The 17,632-nt window shown below is 73.2% G+C and carries 14 protein-coding genes; 11 read left to right on the top strand and 3 right to left on the bottom strand.

Features of this window, described 5'->3' with window-relative positions; genetic code table 11:
• The first annotated feature begins 53 nt into the window (after positions 1–53).
• Entirely contained in the window at positions 54–3,053 is a 3,000-nt protein-coding gene (locus OG710_RS28765) for a carbohydrate binding domain-containing protein (protein ID WP_330241964.1), read from the top strand.
• Positions 3,054–3,123: 70 nt separating this feature from the next.
• On the opposite strand, the gene OG710_RS28770 is transcribed toward OG710_RS28765, so the two are convergent.
• On the bottom strand, positions 3,124–3,996 hold the full coding sequence (locus tag OG710_RS28770; protein WP_330242368.1) for a carbohydrate kinase family protein: 873 nt from the start codon (positions 3,994–3,996) through the stop codon (positions 3,124–3,126).
• A 171-nt stretch (positions 3,997–4,167) separates the two neighbouring features.
• Here OG710_RS28770 and OG710_RS28775 point away from each other — a divergent pair, with 171 nt between their 5' ends.
• Complete coding sequence (locus tag OG710_RS28775; RefSeq protein ID WP_330242369.1) at positions 4,168–4,614, top strand: hypothetical protein; 447 nt, start codon at positions 4,168–4,170, stop codon at positions 4,612–4,614.
• A 48-nt stretch (positions 4,615–4,662) separates the two neighbouring features.
• Here OG710_RS28775 and OG710_RS28780 read toward each other — a convergent pair whose 3' ends face one another.
• Positions 4,663–6,720: a SpoIIE family protein phosphatase gene (locus tag OG710_RS28780; RefSeq protein ID WP_330242370.1), complete on the bottom strand. Its 2,058-nt coding sequence runs from the start codon at positions 6,718–6,720 to the stop codon at positions 4,663–4,665.
• Between the two features lie 207 nt (positions 6,721–6,927).
• On the opposite strand from OG710_RS28780, the gene OG710_RS28785 reads away from it, so the two are divergent.
• The 4 genes from OG710_RS28785 (at position 6,928) to OG710_RS28800 (ending at position 10,498) form a co-directional block, all read left to right on the top strand.
• The gene (locus OG710_RS28785; RefSeq protein ID WP_330241965.1) at positions 6,928–7,173 is read left to right on the top strand and encodes a WhiB family transcriptional regulator; all 246 of its coding nucleotides are present in this window, start codon (positions 6,928–6,930) and stop codon (positions 7,171–7,173) included.
• A 34-nt stretch (positions 7,174–7,207) separates the two neighbouring features.
• Positions 7,208–7,540, top strand: coding sequence for a YkvA family protein (locus OG710_RS28790; protein WP_330241966.1), 333 nt, complete (start codon positions 7,208–7,210; stop codon positions 7,538–7,540).
• 156 nt (positions 7,541–7,696) lie between these two features.
• On the top strand, positions 7,697–9,871 hold the full coding sequence (locus OG710_RS28795; protein ID WP_330241967.1) for a discoidin domain-containing protein: 2,175 nt from the start codon (positions 7,697–7,699) through the stop codon (positions 9,869–9,871).
• Positions 9,872–9,988: 117 nt separating this feature from the next.
• The gene (locus OG710_RS28800; protein WP_330241968.1) at positions 9,989–10,498 is read left to right on the top strand and encodes a mycothiol transferase; all 510 of its coding nucleotides are present in this window, start codon (positions 9,989–9,991) and stop codon (positions 10,496–10,498) included.
• A 49-nt stretch (positions 10,499–10,547) separates the two neighbouring features.
• On the opposite strand, the gene OG710_RS28805 is transcribed toward OG710_RS28800, so the two are convergent.
• On the bottom strand, positions 10,548–11,846 hold the full coding sequence (locus OG710_RS28805) for a phosphoribosyltransferase (RefSeq protein ID WP_330241969.1): 1,299 nt from the start codon (positions 11,844–11,846) through the stop codon (positions 10,548–10,550).
• 282 nt (positions 11,847–12,128) lie between these two features.
• On the opposite strand from OG710_RS28805, the gene OG710_RS28810 reads away from it, so the two are divergent.
• Genes OG710_RS28810 through OG710_RS28830 form a run of 5 tightly spaced genes read left to right on the top strand, consistent with a single transcriptional unit; the run spans position 12,129 to position 17,632 of the window.
• The gene (locus tag OG710_RS28810) at positions 12,129–13,385 is read left to right on the top strand and encodes an ATP-grasp domain-containing protein (protein WP_330241970.1); all 1,257 of its coding nucleotides are present in this window, start codon (positions 12,129–12,131) and stop codon (positions 13,383–13,385) included.
• A complete protein-coding gene (locus tag OG710_RS28815; protein ID WP_330241971.1) occupies positions 13,382–14,233 on the top strand; it encodes a Rossmann-like domain-containing protein in 852 nt (283 codons plus the stop codon). The genes OG710_RS28810 and OG710_RS28815 overlap by 4 nt, the downstream gene beginning before the upstream one ends.
• Positions 14,230–15,318, top strand: coding sequence for a PLP-dependent cysteine synthase family protein (locus OG710_RS28820; protein WP_330241972.1), 1,089 nt, complete (start codon positions 14,230–14,232; stop codon positions 15,316–15,318). Before OG710_RS28815 ends, OG710_RS28820 begins: the two co-directional genes overlap by 4 nt.
• Positions 15,315–16,373, top strand: coding sequence for an enolase C-terminal domain-like protein (locus OG710_RS28825; RefSeq protein ID WP_330241973.1), 1,059 nt, complete (start codon positions 15,315–15,317; stop codon positions 16,371–16,373). Before OG710_RS28820 ends, OG710_RS28825 begins: the two co-directional genes overlap by 4 nt.
• Complete coding sequence (locus tag OG710_RS28830; RefSeq protein WP_330241974.1) at positions 16,370–17,632, top strand: MFS transporter; 1,263 nt, start codon at positions 16,370–16,372, stop codon at positions 17,630–17,632. The genes OG710_RS28825 and OG710_RS28830 overlap by 4 nt, the downstream gene beginning before the upstream one ends.

Raw genomic sequence — 17,632 nt, forward strand, 5'->3', positions numbered from 1 at the left:
GTGCCCCGGACGCCACGGCTTCGCCGCCTCCGTGGCCCTTCCCTGGAGACACCATGAAACGCACCCCTCACCGGCTGCTGAGACGCACCCTGGCGTCCGCCGCCGCAGCAGCGGCCGTGGGCGCGCTGCTCACCGCGCTGCCGGACGCCCCCGGCCTGGACGCACGGCCCGTCGCGGCCACCGACACCACCACGACCGTCTTCTACTACACCAAGACGAAGAACTGGTCCGCCTACAACCTGCACTACGCGCCGGACGGCGGCTCCTGGACCACCGTGCCCGGCGTGGCCATGGAGGCCGCCTGCACCGACTGGGTCAAGAAGACCGTCCCGCTCTCGGGCGCCGACGGCCTCCAGGCCACCTTCAACAACGGCTCCGGCGTCTGGGACAACAACGGGGGCCGGAACTACGCACTCGGCAGCGGCACCATCACCGTCAAGGACGGCGTGGTGGCCCACAGCGACCCCTGCGCGGGCAGCGGCGACCCGGACCCGAGCCCCACCCCGACCGACGACGCGCACACCGCGTCCGTCTACTACTCCACGGCCACCGTCGGCTGGACCACCACCAACCTCCACTACCGGCCCGCCGGCGGCTCCTGGACGGCCGTGCCCGGCATCGGCATGGAACCGGCCTGCACCGGCTGGGTGAGGAAGACGGTGGACCTCGGCACCGCCACCTCGATGAAGGCCGCGTTCAACAACGGCAACGGCGTCTGGGACAACAACAACGGCGGCGACTACACCATCCCGGCCGGCCTCAGCACCGTCAAGGACCGGACGGTCGTCAAGGACGCCAAGGACCCGTGCGCCGCCGAACCCGCCGACACCGAGGCGCCGACCGCCCCCACCGGCCTGACCGCCAAGGCCGACGGAGTGGCCGTCGTCCTCGGCTGGGAACCCGCCACCGACAACAACAAGGTGACGAAGTACCAGGTCACCCGCACCGGAGGCACCAGGGGGAGCGTCGTCACCGATGTGACCTCGACCGTGCTGTCCGAGTCGGGACTGGAGGAGAACACCACATACACCTACACCGTCAGGGCGATCGACGCCGCCGGCAACACCTCCGCCGCCTCCGCGCCCGCGAAGGCCACCACCGGCAAGAAGCCGCCCGCCGCCGCCCAGGGCGAGCCACTGGGCACCGACCCCCGCAAGGACCCCATCTACTTCGTCCTGACCGCCCGCTTCAACGACGGCGACAGCGGCAACAACCGGGGCGGCAGCCAGCACGTCAAGTCCGGCAACGCGGCCAACAACGACCCCATGTTCCGCGGTGACTTCAAGGGCCTGGTCAACAAGCTCGACTACATCAAGGGCCTCGGCTTCTCGGCGATCTGGATCACCCCGGTCGTCCTGAACCGCTCCGACTACGACTACCACGGCTACCACGGCTACGACTTCTACAAGGTCGACCCCCGCCTGGAGTCCGCCGGCGCCTCCTACCAGGACCTCATCAACGCCGCCCACGCCAAGGGCATCAAGATCTACCAGGACGTCGTCTACAACCACTCCTCGCGCTGGGGCGCCAAGGGCCTGTTCACGCCCACCGTCTACGGCGTCCGCGACACCCAGTGGAGCTGGTACTACGACGAGAAGAACGAGGGCTTCGAGTACGACGGCCTGACCGTCGACCCCAAGAGCGGCAAGTCCTACTACAACGGCGACCTGTGGTCCACGGCCGAACCCGCCGGCAACACCTGCCTCAACTGGGGCAAGCCCACCGGCGGCAGGTCCGCCGAGGGCTACACCATCTACAACTGCCAGTGGCCCAACCCGACATCGGGCATGTTCCCGAAGGAGTACTACCACAACTGCTGGCTCGGCAACTGGGAGGGCGAGGACTCCCGCTCCTGCTGGCTGCACGAGGACCTGGCCGACTTCAATACCGAGTCCGCACCCGTGCAGAACTACCTGATCGGCGCCTACAACAAGTACATCGACATGGGCGTCGACGGCTTCCGCGTCGACACCGCCGTGCACATCCCGCGCACCACCTGGAACCGCCGCTTCCTGCCCGCCATCCAGGAACGCGTCACCCAGCGGTTCGGAGCCGAGGCGGCGAAGAACTTCTTCGTCTTCGGCGAGGTCGGCGCCTTCGTCAACGACAAGTGGAACCGCGGCTCGGTCAACCACTCCGCCCAGTTCTTCACCTGGAAGGAACGCAAGGAGTACGACGCCGACGACGCCAAGGCCGCGCTGGAGATGTACGAGTACGAGGAGAAGCTCGGCACCGGCAACCAGCCGACCTCCACCAACGCCTTCCTGGACGGCAACACCTACCATGCCCCGGACCACAGCCAGTTCTCCGGCATGAACATCATCGACATGCGCATGCACATGAACTTCGGTGACGCCACCAACGCCTACAACAACGGCAAGGACTCCGACGACTCGACCAACGACGCCACCTACAACGTCGTCTACGTCGACAGCCACGACTACGGCCCCAACAAGAGCAGCGAACGCTACGCCGGAGGCACCGACGCCTGGGCCGAGAACATGTCCCTGATGTGGACCTTCCGCGGCATCCCCACCCTCTACTACGGATCGGAGATCGAGTTCCAGGCCGGCAAGAAGATCGACTGCGGCCCCTCCTGCCCGCTGGCCACCACCGGCCGCGCCTACTACGGCGACCACCTCGCGGGCAGCGTCACCTCATCGGAGTTCTCCCGCGTGGACTCCGCCTCCGGCGAGGTCGCCAACACCCTCGGCAAGCCCCTGGTCAAGCACCTCCAGCGGCTCAACCAGATCCGCCGGGCCGTGCCCGCCCTCCAGATGGGCCAGTACTCCACCGAGGGCATCAGCGGCCAGATGGCGTACAAGCGCCGCTACACCAGCGGATCGACCGACAGCTTCGCCCTGGTCACCGTCACGGGCGGCGCCTCCTACACCGGCATCCCCAACGGCACCTACAAGGACGCCGTCACCGGAGACACCAAGGTCGTCACCGACGGCAGGCTCACCGTCGCCGCCCCCGGCAAGGGCAACCTCCGCGTCTACGTGCTCAACGGCCCCGGCAGGATCGGCGCCGACGGCCCGTACCTGAAGTAGCACCGCGCGGTCACGCGCGCACAGGCGCCCCGGCACCCGGAGACTCCGGCTGCCGGGGCGCCCGCCGTCGCTACGCCCCCAGCAACTCCGCCCGGCCGATCATGGCCGTCGAGCCCGGAGCCGTACACGCGTAAGCGCCCGCGACCGCCCCGAGCCGGGCGCACTCCAAGGGCTCCCGCCCCGCCAGCCTCCCGTACAGGAAACCGGTCACGAACGCGTCGCCCGCCCCGTTGCTGTCGACCACCGGGGCCGGCGGCGCCACCGCCGGGACGTGCACCGGCTCCTCGCCGCCGTCGCGCGTCAGGAGGTACGAGCCCTCCGCGCCCGCCGTGGCGACCACCGTCGCGGCCCGGCCCGCACGCAGGATCTCCCGCATCACCGCCGGGGTGCGCTCCCCGGTCGCCGCCGCACTGAAGAACACCAGGTCCGCCCGGAGCGCGAACTCCCGCTGGTGGTCACCGATCCCGTCCCAGTCGTGCAGATCCGTGGAGACCGGCACCCCCAGCGCCTCGATGTCGTCGAACAGGAACCGGGCGAAGTTCATGATCGACAGATGGACATGGCGGGCCGCGCGCAGCCGGGGCAGATAGAAGTCCCGCGGCATCCGCAGGTCCTCCGGGTCGCGGGCATCGTAGAACGACATCCGCCGGCCCGTCGCGTCCACCAGGTTCACCGCCCGCCGCGTCCCGGCCGGGGAGATCACCGCGTGGAACTCCACATCGCCCTTCGCGAGGCGCTCGCGCACCTGCGCACCGATCCAGTCGTCGCCGACACAGTCGAGGAACGCCACGTCCAGCCCGAGCGCACGGGCACCGAGCGCCACATTGCCACCCGTGTGGCCGGGCCACTCCTGGATCGGACCGACCATCACCGAATCGGCCAGTGGCACCGGGAGGGCATCGACGCGGACGATCGTGTCCACCCCGCTGCCGCCTACCACCACGACGTCGTATTCCGTTTGTTGCTGGACCACTGAGCCCCCTCTCGTGTACCCGCCGTGATCAGTATCGCCCAGCGCCGGGCCGGGCCCGGCGGCGTTCTCTGCGCGCGCCAGGAGGAGCCGCTGGCTATGCTCGATCGGGGGCCGACAACCTGATCCGTGGAGGCTCACGCCATGATGCCGCTGCCCGAACCGCGCGATATTCCGCCGCGCCTCGCCACCGGCGCGTTCATCCTCAACTCCGGCCTCGGCAAGCTCAAGGCCGACGAGGCGACCGCCCAGGGGCTGCACGGCATGGCCAGCACGGCCTACCCGTTCCTCGGCAAGCTCGAAGCCACCCGGTTCACCCGGCTGCTCGCCTGGTCGGAGATCACGGTGGGCGCCACCCTGCTGGCCCCGTTCGTGCCGACCAGGCTCGCCGGGCTCGCCCTCACCGGGTTCTCCGGCGGCCTCCTCGGCCTCTATCTGCGGGTCCCCGGCATGCGGGAGTCCGGCAGCCTGCGGCCCAGCCAGGACGGCGTACCGCTGGCCAAGGACGCCTGGATGTTCGGCATCGGCCTCGGCTTCCTCGGCGCCGGAGGCCCCCGCCGCCCCACCCGGCGCAGGTGCTGCCGGCACTGACCCTCCGACGACGGCGGGCGGCGGCGCGGACGGCGCCACCGCCCGCCCTCACGTGTGGACGCGGGCCATCAGCAGCGCGACGTCGTCGTGGTCCCCCGGGTTGCGCAGCTCGCGCAGCAGCCGGTCGCAGGTCGCGCCGAGCGAGGCGTCCGGCTGCCGCAGCAGCCCCAGCAGCGTGTCGAGCCGGCTGTCGATGTCGTCGTCGCGGGTCTCCACGAGCCCGTCCGTGTACAGCACCAGCCGGTCGCCCGGACCGAGCGGCACCGTCACATCGGTGAACGGCACCCCGCCCACCCCGAGCGGCGCCCCGGCGGGCAGATCCAGGAGCACCGGGTCCCCGCCCTCGGGGATCAGCACCGGCGGGAGATGGCCGGCCGTGGACACCCGGCAGCGCCCGGCCTTCGGGTCGTACACGGCGTAGACGCAGGTGGCGAACCACGGGTCGAGATCCGTGGTGATCTCGTCCAGATGGCCCAGCACCTCGGCGGGCTCCAGGGCGAGCCGGGACAGCGTCTGCGTGGCGGTGCGCAGCCGGCCCATCGTGGTGGCCGCGTCGATGCCGCTGCCCATCACATCGCCCACCACCAGAGCGGTGCGGCCGTCGCGCAGCCCGATCACGTCGAACCAGTCGCCGCCGACCTCGTAGCGCGAGGCGGCCGGCAGATAGCGGGACACCACGTCCAGGCCCGCCGGATCGTGGTGGTTGCGCGGCAGCATGCTGCGCTGGAGCGTCAGCGCCGTCTCCTGCTGCTGCCGGTAGAGCCGGGCGTTGTCGATGGCGACCGCGGCCCGGCCCGCCAGTTCGAGGGCCAGCGCCTCGTCCTCCGCGGTGAACGGCAGCGGATTGTCCATCCGCAGGAAGTCGATCGCGCCCAGCACCTCGCCCCGGGCGATCAGCGGCACCGCCAGGTAGGAGTGGGCACCGGACTCGGCGAGCAGGGCCGCCGAGTCCTCGTCGCGGGCGATGAGCAGGATCTTCTGCGCGTCGAGGTACGGCTCCCGGACCGGGCGCGCCGTCCGTACGCACCGGGTGGCCAGGCGGTCGGCGTCGTAGCGGGCGGCGGACCCGAGCGGGTCGGCCGCCTCGTCGGCGGGCGTCGGCCGGACGGAGACGATCGCCAGGGCCTGGAAGAGCAGCGGGCCCTCGCTCGGCCCCGGCTGCCCTTTCAGCACATGGTCCAGCAGGTCCACCGCGGCGGCGTCGGCGAGCTGCGGCACGGTGACCTCGGCCAGCTCGCGGGCCGTCTGCTGGAGGTCGAGCGTGGTGCCGATACGCACCGAGGCGTCGGCGATCAGCGCCAGATGCCGGCGGGCCCGCTCCGCCTCGTCCGCCGCGCGATGCCGGTCGGTGACGTCGATCAGCGACACCGCGATGCCCAGCACCCGGCCCCCCGAGTCGTCCAGCCGGTACAGCGAAACGGACCAGGCGCGCTCGGTCTCCGGATCGGCGGGGCTGCGGCCCACCATCTCGCGCGAGACCCGGGGCTCACCGCTGTCCAGGACCTCCCGCGCCATCGCCTCCGGGTCGTCCGGGCCCAGGAACGGCAGCGCCTCGCCGATCCGCAGGCCCAGGTGCCCGGCGGCGCTCACCCCGTCCATCCGCTCCAGTGCCGCGTTGGCGGACAGGAAGCGCAGATCGGGGCCCAGCACCCCGAGGCCGATCGGCGACTGGTCGACCAGGCCCACCGAAAGCGCCAGATTCCGTTCGACCCGGCGCAGTACATCGCCGTCCGCCGCGAGGCCCAGGGCGAAGAAGTCGCCCCGATCGTCCTGCAACCGCATATTGCGGAACTCCAGCAGTCGTGTGGTGCCGTCCTTGTGCCGTACGGGGAAGACCCCCGCCCAGGCCTCGCCGCTGCTCATGACCTCGCCGAACAGGCGCAGCACCAGCTCGAAGTGCTCCTCGTCCACCAGGACCCGGGCGGCGAACTCTCCCAGCGCCTCGTCGGCGGAGTAGCCCAGCAGCCGTTCCGCCTGCGGGCTCCACAGGACGATGCGGCCGCGGGTGTCCAGGACGAGCGCCGCGACTCCGAGGACGTCGAGCAGACCGCTCTCGGACGACCGGCGCGCGCCTGCCCGGCGATCCTCGCCCCAGTCGATCCGCATGTCATCAGTGCCGCCCACCGACGATCCTTCCCCTGCCGTCACCGTGCCCGACCAGGCCCGCGTCTCCCATGGTCGCCCCTGAGCCACCGGCCCCGCAGCTTCGAGGCATGCGAAGGGGAACCTGCGGGGGTTTCGGAGGCGAAATGCCGGTCACCCGCAGCGTACCGACCGAAACGCGACGCACACGACCATCAGGAGTGAGAGTCCATGGAGAACTGGCGCATGCACGCGGCCTGCCGCGGAGCCGACCCGGATCTGTTCTTTCCGATCGGCAGCACCGGACCCGCGATCGTCCAGGTGGAGGAGGCGAAGGCGGTGTGCCGGCGCTGCCCCGTACAGGAGGAATGCCTGCGGTGGGCGCTGGACAACAATCAGGACACGGGCGTCTGGGGCGGCCTCGGGGAGGGCGAACGGCGTGCCCTGAAGCGCCGCAGCCGCCGCCGCGCCCGTTAGCTTTTCGCCACCCGCCTGGTGGAGTATGAAACGCATGGACACCACGGCTTGGCTCATCATCGCGGCGGTCCTCGTGCTGCTCATGCTGGCCGCGGTCGGGGTGCTGGTGGTGCGGGTCCTCAAGGCCAGGAAGCTGCTGGCCGACGCCGGTGTCCCGCTGCACAACAAGGCGCTGGTCTGGGCCGCGGTGCTCTACACCGTGTCGCCGGTGGACCTGCTGCCGGACCCGGTCTACCTGGACGACATCGGGTTCCTCCTGCTGGCGCTGCGCTCGCTGCACTCCGCCGCGCGGGCCGCCGGAATCGGCGGGTCCGGCGAGCGTGCGGCGGAGCCGGCGGCCGGGGCCGGGCGGACCCCGCTCCCGTAACCCTCCGGCTGCTCCCGCAACCCCCTCGCGCGCGTCCGGCGGAAGCGGGCGCGTCCTGATCGTTGACACCTGGACGGGTACACGTCACTCTCTCGGGAGAGCGCTCTCCCACTTGTTTCCGGGACGCCGTCCCGCACCCTTCCGCCAGGAGAGAATGTGTACCGAGCCGGCTCAGTCCTGCCCGCGCGACCACGCACGGGCACGCTGCTGTTCACCCTCCTCGCCCTGTTCGCCTCGTCGCTGGTCCTGCTGACCGCGCCCCGTTCCGAAGCCGCCGAGACCCTGCTGTCCCGGGGGAAGCCCGCCACCGCCTCCTCCTCGGAGGGCGCCGGCTACGCGGCGTCCGCCGCCGTGGACGGCGATCCCGGCACCCGCTGGGCCAGCGAGTGGGGCGACCCCCAGTGGCTCCGGGTCGACCTCGGCGCCACCGCCGACCTCAGCAGGGTCGTCCTGACCTGGGAGTCCGCCTACGGCAAGGCGTACGAGATCCAGGCATCCGACAACGGCTCCGACTGGCGCACCCTGAAGACCGTCACCGACGGCGACGGCGGCACCGACGAACTGGCGGTCACCGGCTCCGGGCGGTACGTCAGGATGTACGGCACGGCCCGCCCCGGCGGCTACGGCTACTCCCTGTGGGAGTTCCAGGTGTACGGCACCACCGGCGCCACCGATCCCGGTCCGGGCAGCGGCGGCACCGTCCGCGTCACCGGCTCGCAGGGCGACTGGGCGCTGACCGTGGACGGCAGGCCGTACCAGGTCAAGGGCCTCACCTGGGGCCCGTCCGTCAGCGACGCGGCGCGCTACCTGCCCGATCTCAAGGCGATGGGCGTCAACACCATCCGCACCTGGGGCACCGACGGCACCTCCGGGCCCCTGCTCGACGCGGCGGCCGCCAACGGCATCCGCGTGGTGAGCGGCTTCTGGCTCCAGCCGGGCGGCGGTCCGGGCAGCGGCGGCTGCGTCGACTACCTGACCGACGACGCCTACAAGGCCGCCTCCCTCGCCGAGTTCGCCAAGTGGGTGGACGCGTACAAGGGCCACCCCGGCGTGCTGATGTGGAACGTCGGCAACGAGTCGGTCCTCGGGCTGCAGAACTGCTACAGCGGCGACGCGCTGGAGAAGCAGCGCGACGCGTACACCACCTTCGTCAACGACGTCGCGAAGAAGATCCACACCATCGACCCCGACCACCCGGTGACCTCCACGGACGCCTGGGTCGGCGCCTGGCCCTACTACCGGCGCAACGCCCCCGACCTGGACCTCTACTCGGTCAACGCCTACGGCGACATCTGCGGCGTCCGCGCGGCCTGGGAGTCCGGCGGCTACACCAAGCCCTACCTCATCACCGAGGGCGGCCCCGCCGGTGAATGGGAGGTGCCCGACGACGCCAACGGCGTCCCGGACGAGCCCACCGACGTACAGAAGGCGGAGGGCTACACCCGGGCGTGGAACTGCGTCACCGCGCACCGGGGCGTCGCCCTCGGCGCCACCCTCTTCCACTACGGCACGGAGCACGACTTCGGCGGCGTCTGGTTCAACGTGGTCCCGGACGGCCGGAAGCGGCTGTCGTACTACGCCCTCAAGAAGGCGTACAGCGGCTCCACCACCGGGGACAACACCCCGCCCGTCATCAGCGGCATGACCGTCGAGAACGCCGGCGGCGCGCCCGCCGGCAAGGAGTTCGCCGTCCGGGCCGACGTCCGCGACCCGGACAACGACCCGGTCACGTACAAGATCTATCTCAGCGGCAACTACGCCACCGGCGACAAGGGCCTGGTGGAGGCCGACTGGCGGGCGACCGGCGACGGCGCCTTCGCGGTGACCGCGCCCGCCCGGCTCGGCGTGTGGAAGGTCTACATCCAGGCCGAGGACGGGCACGGCAACGTCGGCATCGAGACGAAGTCCGTGAAGGTCGTGGTGCCCCCGGTCAGTGGGACCGACATCGCGGCCGGACGCCCGACGACCGCCTCCTCCGCCCAGGCGGGCGGCAGCGGCTGCCCCTGCACCCCGGCGATGGCGACGGACGGGCGGCTGGACACCCGGTGGGCCGGTGACTGGAGCGACCCGCAGTACATCCAGGTGGACTTCGGCGAGCGGAAGTCCTTCCGCCACATCCAGCTGGTGTGGGACCCGGCGTTCGCCAGGGCCTACGAGGTGCTGGTGTCGGACGACGGCAGCTCCTGGCGGTCGGTGTACGCCACCACCGGCGGCGACGGTGACGCCGACGACCTCGACGTCGCCGCGACCGCCCGCTATGTGAAGCTCTCCCTCACCCAGCGGGGCACCGCCTGGGGCTACTCGCTCTGGCAGTTCGGCGTCTACAGCTGACACCGGACCTGCGGCCGCGACCCGGCCGGGTGCCGGCGGGCAGCTCCCCGCCGGCACCCGGCCCGCGCAGGGCGTGTCGGTGCCCGGCCGGGGCCGGGCAGCGGCCATGGTGAGGGGATGAACGTCGCAGACATCCTGACCGAGGGCTACTCCCGCATCCAGGAGACCGTGCACGAGGCCGTCGAGGGCCTCGCGCCCGACGACCTCCACGCCCGGCTCGACGACGGCGCCAACTCGATCGCCTGGCTCGTCTGGCACCTCACCCGCGTCCAGGACGACCACATCGCGGACGCGGCCGGCACCGAACAGCTCTGGACCGCCCGGGACTGGGCCGGCCGCTTCGACCTCCCCTTCGCCGCGGACGCCACCGGCTACGGGCAGAGCAGCGAGGAGGTGGCGGCCGTCCGGGTGGACTCCGGCGACCTGCTCCTCGGCTACTACGACGCGGTCCACGCGCACACCCTCGCCTTCCTCGGCGAGCTCGACGGCCATGCGCTGGACCGCGTGGTGGACGAGGCGTGGGACCCGCCGGTCACGCTCGGGGTGCGGCTGGTCAGCGTCCTGTCCGACGACCTCCAGCACGCCGCCCAGGCCGCCTACGTCCGGGGCGTACTGGCACGCCGCTAGCGGCAGGGCACGGGCGCGGGCGCGGTGCGCCGGGGGAGACGCGCGTACGTCAGTGGCTCGGGCCCCGCTCCGCCAGATGGGCGAGGAACCAGGCGCGGGCCCGTTCGGCGACTTCGTCCAGGGCGCCCGGCTCCTCGAAGAGGTGGGTGGCGCCGGGGACCACGTCGAGCCGGCTCTCGCAGCGCAGCTCGGCCAGCGCCCGGCGGTTCAGCTCCAGCACCTCGGAGTCCCGGCCGCCCACCAGGAGCAGCGTGGGGGAGCGGACCTGGCTCAGCCGGGCCCCCGCCAGGTCGGGGCGGCCGCCGCGCGAGACGACCGCGCCGATACCCGTGTCCCGGTCCGCGCCGACGACGGCCGCCGCCTGCAACGCGGCCGCCGCGCCCGTGCTGGCGCCGAACACGCCGATGGGCCCGGCGGAGCGCTCCCGCAGCCAGGCGACGGCGTCGGCCAGCCGCCCGGCGAGGGCGAAGATGTCGAAGACATGACCGCCCTCGGCCTCCTCGCCGGCGGTGAGCAGGTCGAACAGCAGCGTGCCGAGGCCGGCCCGGTTCAGCGCCGCCGCCACCGACCGGTTGCGCGGGCTGTGCCTGCTGCTGCCCGAGCCGTGCGCGAACACGACGAGCGCCCCGGTGTCCCCGGGCGGGGTCAGGGTGCCCGGCAGTTCCACCCCGCCCGCCCTCACCAGCACCTCGCCGGCCGGCCGGGGCCCGGCCCGCCGCGCCGCCCGCGCCAGCAGCGCCACGACCTCCTCGTCCGGGGTCTGGCCGAAGTCCCGGTACCACTCGCCCACCGCGGAGAACCCGGCCGGCGCCGACAGGCACACCAGCTCGTCCGCCTCCTCCCGCAGCCGGGCCGCGGCGGAGGGCGGGGCGACCGGCACCGCCAGCACCACATGCGCGGCGCCCTGCGCACGGGCCACGGCGCAGGCGGCGAGCGCGGTCGCGCCGGTGGCGATGCCGTCGTCCACGAGGACCGCCGTGCGTCCTTCGAGCGGGATACGCGGCCGGTCGCCCCGGAACGCCCGGGCCCGGCGCAGCAGTTCGGCCTCCTCGGCCCGCTCGACGGAGGCGATCTCGGACTCGGACACCCCCGCCCGGCGCACGATGTCGTCGCTGATGACCCGCACCCCGCCCTCGCCGATCGCGCCGAAGCCCAGCTCCGGATGGCGCGGGACGCCGAGCTTGCGGACCACGATCACATCGAGCGGCGCGCCGAGTTCCTGGGCGACGCGGAAGGCGACCGGCACTCCGCCGCGCGGCAGGCCGAGTACGACCGGGTCGCTCTGCGCGAGGGGGTCAAGGGCCTCGGCGAGCCGCCGGCCCGCGTCGGCACGGTCGGCGAAGAGCACGGGACTCACCCCTGTCCGGAACCACGCACGGCGGCCACCCGCCCGGTGCCGGGCGGCACACGTACCTCATTCCAATCAACCGCGCCTGCGGGAGGTACGCAAATCGGTGGCACGACACCCGACTCCGACCGAACCACCCACCCGTGGACGGCCCCGGACCACAACTCGTAGATGACAATGAAAACGATTGTCGTTAACGTATGGCGGGTCGGGTCGCACGGCCCGCCGTCCGGGCCGAGGTGTGCCCGCATTCCTGCAACCGTGCGTTCAAGAGGGGGAGTTGTGGCTCATCTGCTGATGGTCGAGAGCTGGGTCGGGTCGATGAGCAGACTGCTGCCACGGGCCATCCGGGAAGGCGGGCACGAATTCACCTTCCTCACCCGCGATCTGCACCACTACCTGCGCGCGGCGCCCGAGGGCACCCAGCACCCGCTCCTCGGCGCCCGGCACCTGCTGACCGGCCCCACCAACGACCCCGCCCGGCTGCTGCCCTTCGCCGAACGGGCCCACCGGGCACTCCGGTTCGACGCCGTGATCTCGTCCTGCGACTACTACCTCCCCCTGGCCGCCCGTATCGCGCGTCGGCTGGGCCTGCCCGGCCCGGACCCCGAGGCGATGGAGAACGCCTGCCGCAAGGACGCCACACGCGACGTCCTCGCCGCGGCCGGAGTGCCCGGACCGCGCTACGCGGTCTGCGCCGACTGGGTCGAGACCACGAAGGCGGCCGCGAGGATCGGGCTGCCGCTGGTCGTCAAGCCGGTCGACCTGTGCGCCGGAATGCTCGTACGCCGGGTGGACGACGAGACCCAGCTCGCCGAAGCCCACCGCGCCCTCGCCGATTTCCCGGTCAACGCGCGCGGCCAGCGCCGCAACCCCGCGGTCCTGCTGGAAGAACTGCTGCACGGCCCCGAGGTCAGCGTCGAGACCGTCACCCACCGGGGCACGACCCGTGTCGTCGGGATCACCGACAAGAGCGTCGGCGGGGCCCCGGCCTTCGTGGAGACCGGGCACATGTTCCCGGCCGCGCTCACCGAACCGGACGCCCGCGCCGTCCGCGACACCGCGGTGCGGGCGATCGAGGCGCTCGGCCTGGACGACGTCGTCGCGCACACCGAGATCAAACTGACGCCCACCGGCCCCCGCGTGGTCGAGGTCAACCCCCGCCCGGCCGGCAACCGCATCACCGAACTCGTCCGGCATGTGACCGGCATCGACATCACCGCCGCCTGCGTCGGCGTCGCCCTCGGCCGGGAACCGGACCTGCGCCCCCACGACACCGGCCTGCGCAGCGCCGCCATCGGCTTCCTGGTGCCCGAGACCGGGGGAGTTCTGGACGGCGTCGACGGCGGCGACACGGTCGGCGGGGCCCGCGACGTGCTGGAGCTGAGCCTCGCCGCGCCCGGCACCCGCGTCACCGCGGACGGCAGCAACAACGGCTACCTCGGGCATGTGATGGCCGGCGACCCCGCGGGACCGGGCGCCCGCGCCCGCGTGGAGGCGCTGCTGTCGGGCCTGCGCCCCCGGGTGGTGGCCCGATGACCGCCGCCGCCCACCCCACCACGGCCCCGGCCCCGGTCCCGGCCCCCGGCTCGTGCGAGGAGCTGATGTGCCGGGTCCTGGCCGGTGCGTACGGACCCGACCCGCGCACCCTCCGCGTCAGCACCGCGTTCACCACCCGCCAGTCCGTCCGGCACTCCGGACGCGCCGGCGGCTACCGCAACGAGGTGCTGAGCCTGCGCATCGCCGGGGCGGTCGGCTCCTGCGCCGTCGAACCGGGCGAACTGCCCGACAGCGCCGCCGACGACTGCGCCGGCAGGGACGCCGCCACGCTGCTCACCCATCCGCTGCGGCCGGTACGGATCGCCGCCCTCGACGCCGTCCTGATGCACGCCCTGCCGCACGGCCCGGCCTCCGGCGCCCGGTCGCTGCCACTGCCTGCGGGCGACTCGCTGGCGAAGTCGCGGGCCAGGGCGCACGCCGTCGTCGGCCTGCTCGACCTGCCGCCCGGCCGCACCGTGCTCGTCGTCGGCGTCGTCAACTCGCTCCTGGAGGCGCTGCGCGAGCGCGGGCTGCGCTACACACCCTGCGACCTCAAGGGCGGCACCACCGAGTGGAACGAACCCGTGCGCACGGACGCGGCGGGCCCGCTCGGCCGGTGCGACGCCGTCCTCGCCTCCGGGATGACGCTCGGCAACGGCAGCTTCGAACGGTTCCGTACCCACGCCCAGCGGTACGGCAAGCCGCTCGTGATGTTCGCCCAGACGGGCAGCGCCGTCCTGCCGCGCCTCATCGGCTCCGGAGTCACCGCCGTGTCCGCCGAGCCGTACCCCTTCTTCTGGCTCGACGGCGGACCCGGCACCATCCACCAGTACGGAGGCACCCGGTGACCACGGCACTTCTGCGCCCCGCCGCCAACCGCGAACTGCTCGGCCTGGTCGGGCGCACCCCGCTCGCCCGCATCACCGCACCGCTGCCCTGCCCGCACCCCGGTTTCTGGGCCAAGCTCGAAGGCTTCGGCGTCGGCGGCATGAAGGCACGCGCCGCCGTGTCGATGCTCCGGGGTGCCGAGGAACGCGGCGAACTCCTGCCCGGCGCACCGGTCGTGGAGTCGACCTCCGGCACCCTCGGCATCGGCCTGGCCTTCGCCGGCCAGGCCCTCGGCCACCCCGTCGTCCTGGTCGGCGACACCGAACTCGAACCGTCCATGCGGCAGTTGCTGCGCGCCCACGGGGCCCGGCTGGAGCTCGTCGACCGGCCCGCCGAACGGGGCGGCTGGCAGGCGGCCCGGCTGACCCGGCTCCGCGAACTGCTGGCCGCGCTGCCGGACGCGTACTGGCCCGACCAGTACAACAACCCCGACAACACCGCGGGCTACGCGTCCCTCGCCGCCGAGATCGCCGGCCGGCTCGACCGGGTCGACGTGCTGGTGTGCAGCGTCGGCACCGGCGGACACAGCGCCGGGACCGCCGCCTGGCTGCGCAGGCAGTGGCCGGCGCTGCGGCTGATCGGCGTGGACGCCACCGGCTCGACGATCTTCGGCCAGCCCGCCCGCCCCCGGCTCATGCGCGGCCTGGGCAGCAGCATCCACCCCCGCAACGTCGCCCACGACCGCTTCGACGAGGTCCACTGGGTCGGCCCCGCCGAGGCCGCCGACAGCTGCCGCAGACTCGCCCGGCACAACTTCGTCAGCGGCGGCTGGAGCACCGGCGCCGTCGCCCTCGTCGCCGCCTGGGCCGCCCGCGTACACCCCGAAGCGGTCGTGGTCACCGTCTTCCCGGACGGCCCCCACCGCTACCTCGGCAGCGTCTTCGACGACGGCTTCACCACCCTGCACGGACTGCGCACGGCCACCCCGGCGACCCGCCCCCTCGAAATCTCCCACCCGCAGGCGGTCGAGGCCACCGGCTGGACCCGCTGCACCACCGTCACCGACCCCGCCCGCATCCCGCACGCCCCCCGGGAGCACCGATGAAGTGCACCCTGCGCACCACACGGCTGCGGCTCGCCGAGCCGCTGCGGATCTCCCGCTCCACCACGACCGCCCGGCACGCCGTCGTCCTGTCCGTCGAGCACCAGGGCCTCCACGGCCACGGCGAAGCCGTCACCAGCGTGTACTACGGGCTCGACACCGCGACCCTGCGCCAGTGCCTGCACCGGTCCGCGCACGCCCTGGCCCGCTTCCCCGACCCGGAAACCGCCCTCGCGGCCCTGCCCGACACCGCCCCCGGCACGCCCCCGGCGGTCACGGCCGCCGTCGAATCCGCGCTCCTCGACCTCGCGGGCCGGCGCGCCGGACAGCCCGTCCACCGGCTCCTCGGCGCCGCCGCCTCGCCCGCCGCCGCGACCGCCCGGACCATCGGCATCACCGCGCCCCCGCACGCCGCCGCCCTCGCCACCCGCCTCGCGGAGCGCGGATTCACGGTCCTCAAACTCAAGGCCGGGACCACCGATCCCGAGGACGACCTCGCACGGGTGCGTGCGGTACGCGCCGCCGCCCCCGGCGTACGCCTGCTGCTCGACCCGAACGGCGGCTGGAGCCCGTCCGCCGCGCCCCGGCTGCTCGGCCGCTTCGCCGAACTCGGCGTCGAGGCCGTGGAGCAGCCGGTCCCGCCCGGCGACCCCGAAGGACTGGCCCGCCTCGCCGCGCGCTCACCGCTGCCCGTCGTCGCGGACGAGGACGCCGTCTCGTACGAGGACGCCGCCCGCCTCGCCGGCCGCGTCCACGGGATCAACGTCAAGCTCCCCAAATGCGGCGGCCCCGGCGCGGCCCTGCGCATCGCCGCCCTGATCGCCGGAAGCGGAACGGACCTCATGCTGGGCTGCCTCACCGCCAGTTCGCTCGGCCTCGCCCCCGCCGTCCACCTCGCCGACCGCGCCCGCTGGACCGACCTCGACGGACACCTCCTCCTCGCCCACGACCCCTGGACCGGCATCGGCGGCGACGACGGCACCGTACGCGCCGCAGCGCTTCCCGGACTCGGCGTCCGCCCGAACCCGCCGCTCGACCCCGACGAGGAGCGGCCGTGACGATCCGGCGCGAGATACGCGGCTTCAGCCCGGCCGTCCGCCTCCTGCTGGTCAACCAGTTCGGCGTGAACACCGGCTTCTACCTGCTCATCCCCTACCTCGCCGTCCATCTGAGCCGCGACCTCGGCATGTCCGCCGCAGCCGTCGGCACCGTGCTCGGCGTACGCAACCTCAGCCAGCAGGGCCTCTTCGTCATCGGCGGCTCCGCGGCGGACCGCCTCGGCGCACGCGGCGTGATCATCACCGGCTGCGCCCTGCGGACCGTGGGCTTCGGCCTGTTCGCCCTCGGTGACGGAACGACGGTACTGCTGGCCGCCTCGGTGCTCAGCGGGCTCGCCGGCGCGCTGTTCAACCCGGCCGTCCGCGCCTACCTCGCGCAGGAGGCGGGCGAGCGCAAGGCCGAAGCCTTCGCCCTGTTCAACGTGTTCGCGACGACCGGGGCCCTCGTCGGCCCCCTCATCGGCAGCGCGCTGCTCCTCGTCGACTTCCGCGCGGCGGCCCTGACCGCGGCGGCGCTCTTCGCGCTCCTCACCGCCGCCCAGGCCCTGACCCTGCCTGCGGTACCGGTCGCCCCCGGCCGCGCGAGCGTCCTCGCCGACTGGCGCGAAGTCGTGGGCAACCGGAGGTTCATGGCGTTCGCGTCGGCCATGGTGGCCATGGTCACGCTGGAGAGCCAGCTCTATCTGCTGCTCCCCGAGGGCGCCCGCCTCGCCACCGGATGGGACGGTGCCGCCGCACCGGTCCTCCTCGTGGCGACCCTCTCCGGACTCGCACTCCAGCTGCGCATCACCCGGACCCTGCGCCGGCGCGGCAGCCGGGCCGGCTGGATCGGCGCCGGTCTCGCGCTGATGGCCGCCGCCTTCGTACCCCCCATGCTCCAGGCGGCCGGCCGGGCGCCGGAGCCGGGCGGCATGCCGGGCGCGGCGCTGTCCCTGCTCCCGGTGCTGGTGGCCGCCCTGCTCCTGCAGACCGGCCTCATGGCCGCCCAGCCCTTCGTGATGGAACTGGTGCCCGCCTTCGGCCGGTCCGGGCTCACCGGCACCTACTTCGGGGTCTTCTACGTCGTCTCCGGCCTCGCGGCCGCCCTGGGCAACGCCGCCATCGGCTGGGCCATGGACACCGGGGCGCGTACCGGCGCCGGATGGCTGCCGTGGGCGTGCTGCCTGGGGCTCGGACTCGCCTCGGCCGCCGCCGTCGCCCGACTGCACCGCACGGGCGCGCTGCCCGGCCGGCCGGCTCCCGTGCCGGCCGGGGCATGA

This window comes from Streptomyces sp. NBC_00525 (assembly GCF_036346595.1).
Taxonomy (GTDB): Bacteria; Actinomycetota; Actinomycetes; order Streptomycetales; family Streptomycetaceae; genus Streptomyces.

Coding starts and splice junctions, on each gene's coding strand:
- OG710_RS28765 (WP_330241964.1), top strand. CDS start 54: ATGAAACGCACCCCTCACCGGCTGCTGAGACGCACCCTGGCGTCCGCC.
- OG710_RS28775 (WP_330242369.1), top strand. CDS start 4,168: ATGATGCCGCTGCCCGAACCGCGCGATATTCCGCCGCGCCTCGCCACC.
- OG710_RS28780 (WP_330242370.1), bottom strand. CDS start 6,720: ATGCGGATCGACTGGGGCGAGGATCGCCGGGCAGGCGCGCGCCGGTCG.
- OG710_RS28785 (WP_330241965.1), top strand. CDS start 6,928: ATGGAGAACTGGCGCATGCACGCGGCCTGCCGCGGAGCCGACCCGGAT.
- OG710_RS28790 (WP_330241966.1), top strand. CDS start 7,208: ATGGACACCACGGCTTGGCTCATCATCGCGGCGGTCCTCGTGCTGCTC.
- OG710_RS28800 (WP_330241968.1), top strand. CDS start 9,989: ATGAACGTCGCAGACATCCTGACCGAGGGCTACTCCCGCATCCAGGAG.
- OG710_RS28815 (WP_330241971.1), top strand. CDS start 13,382: ATGACCGCCGCCGCCCACCCCACCACGGCCCCGGCCCCGGTCCCGGCC.
- OG710_RS28825 (WP_330241973.1), top strand. CDS start 15,315: ATGAAGTGCACCCTGCGCACCACACGGCTGCGGCTCGCCGAGCCGCTG.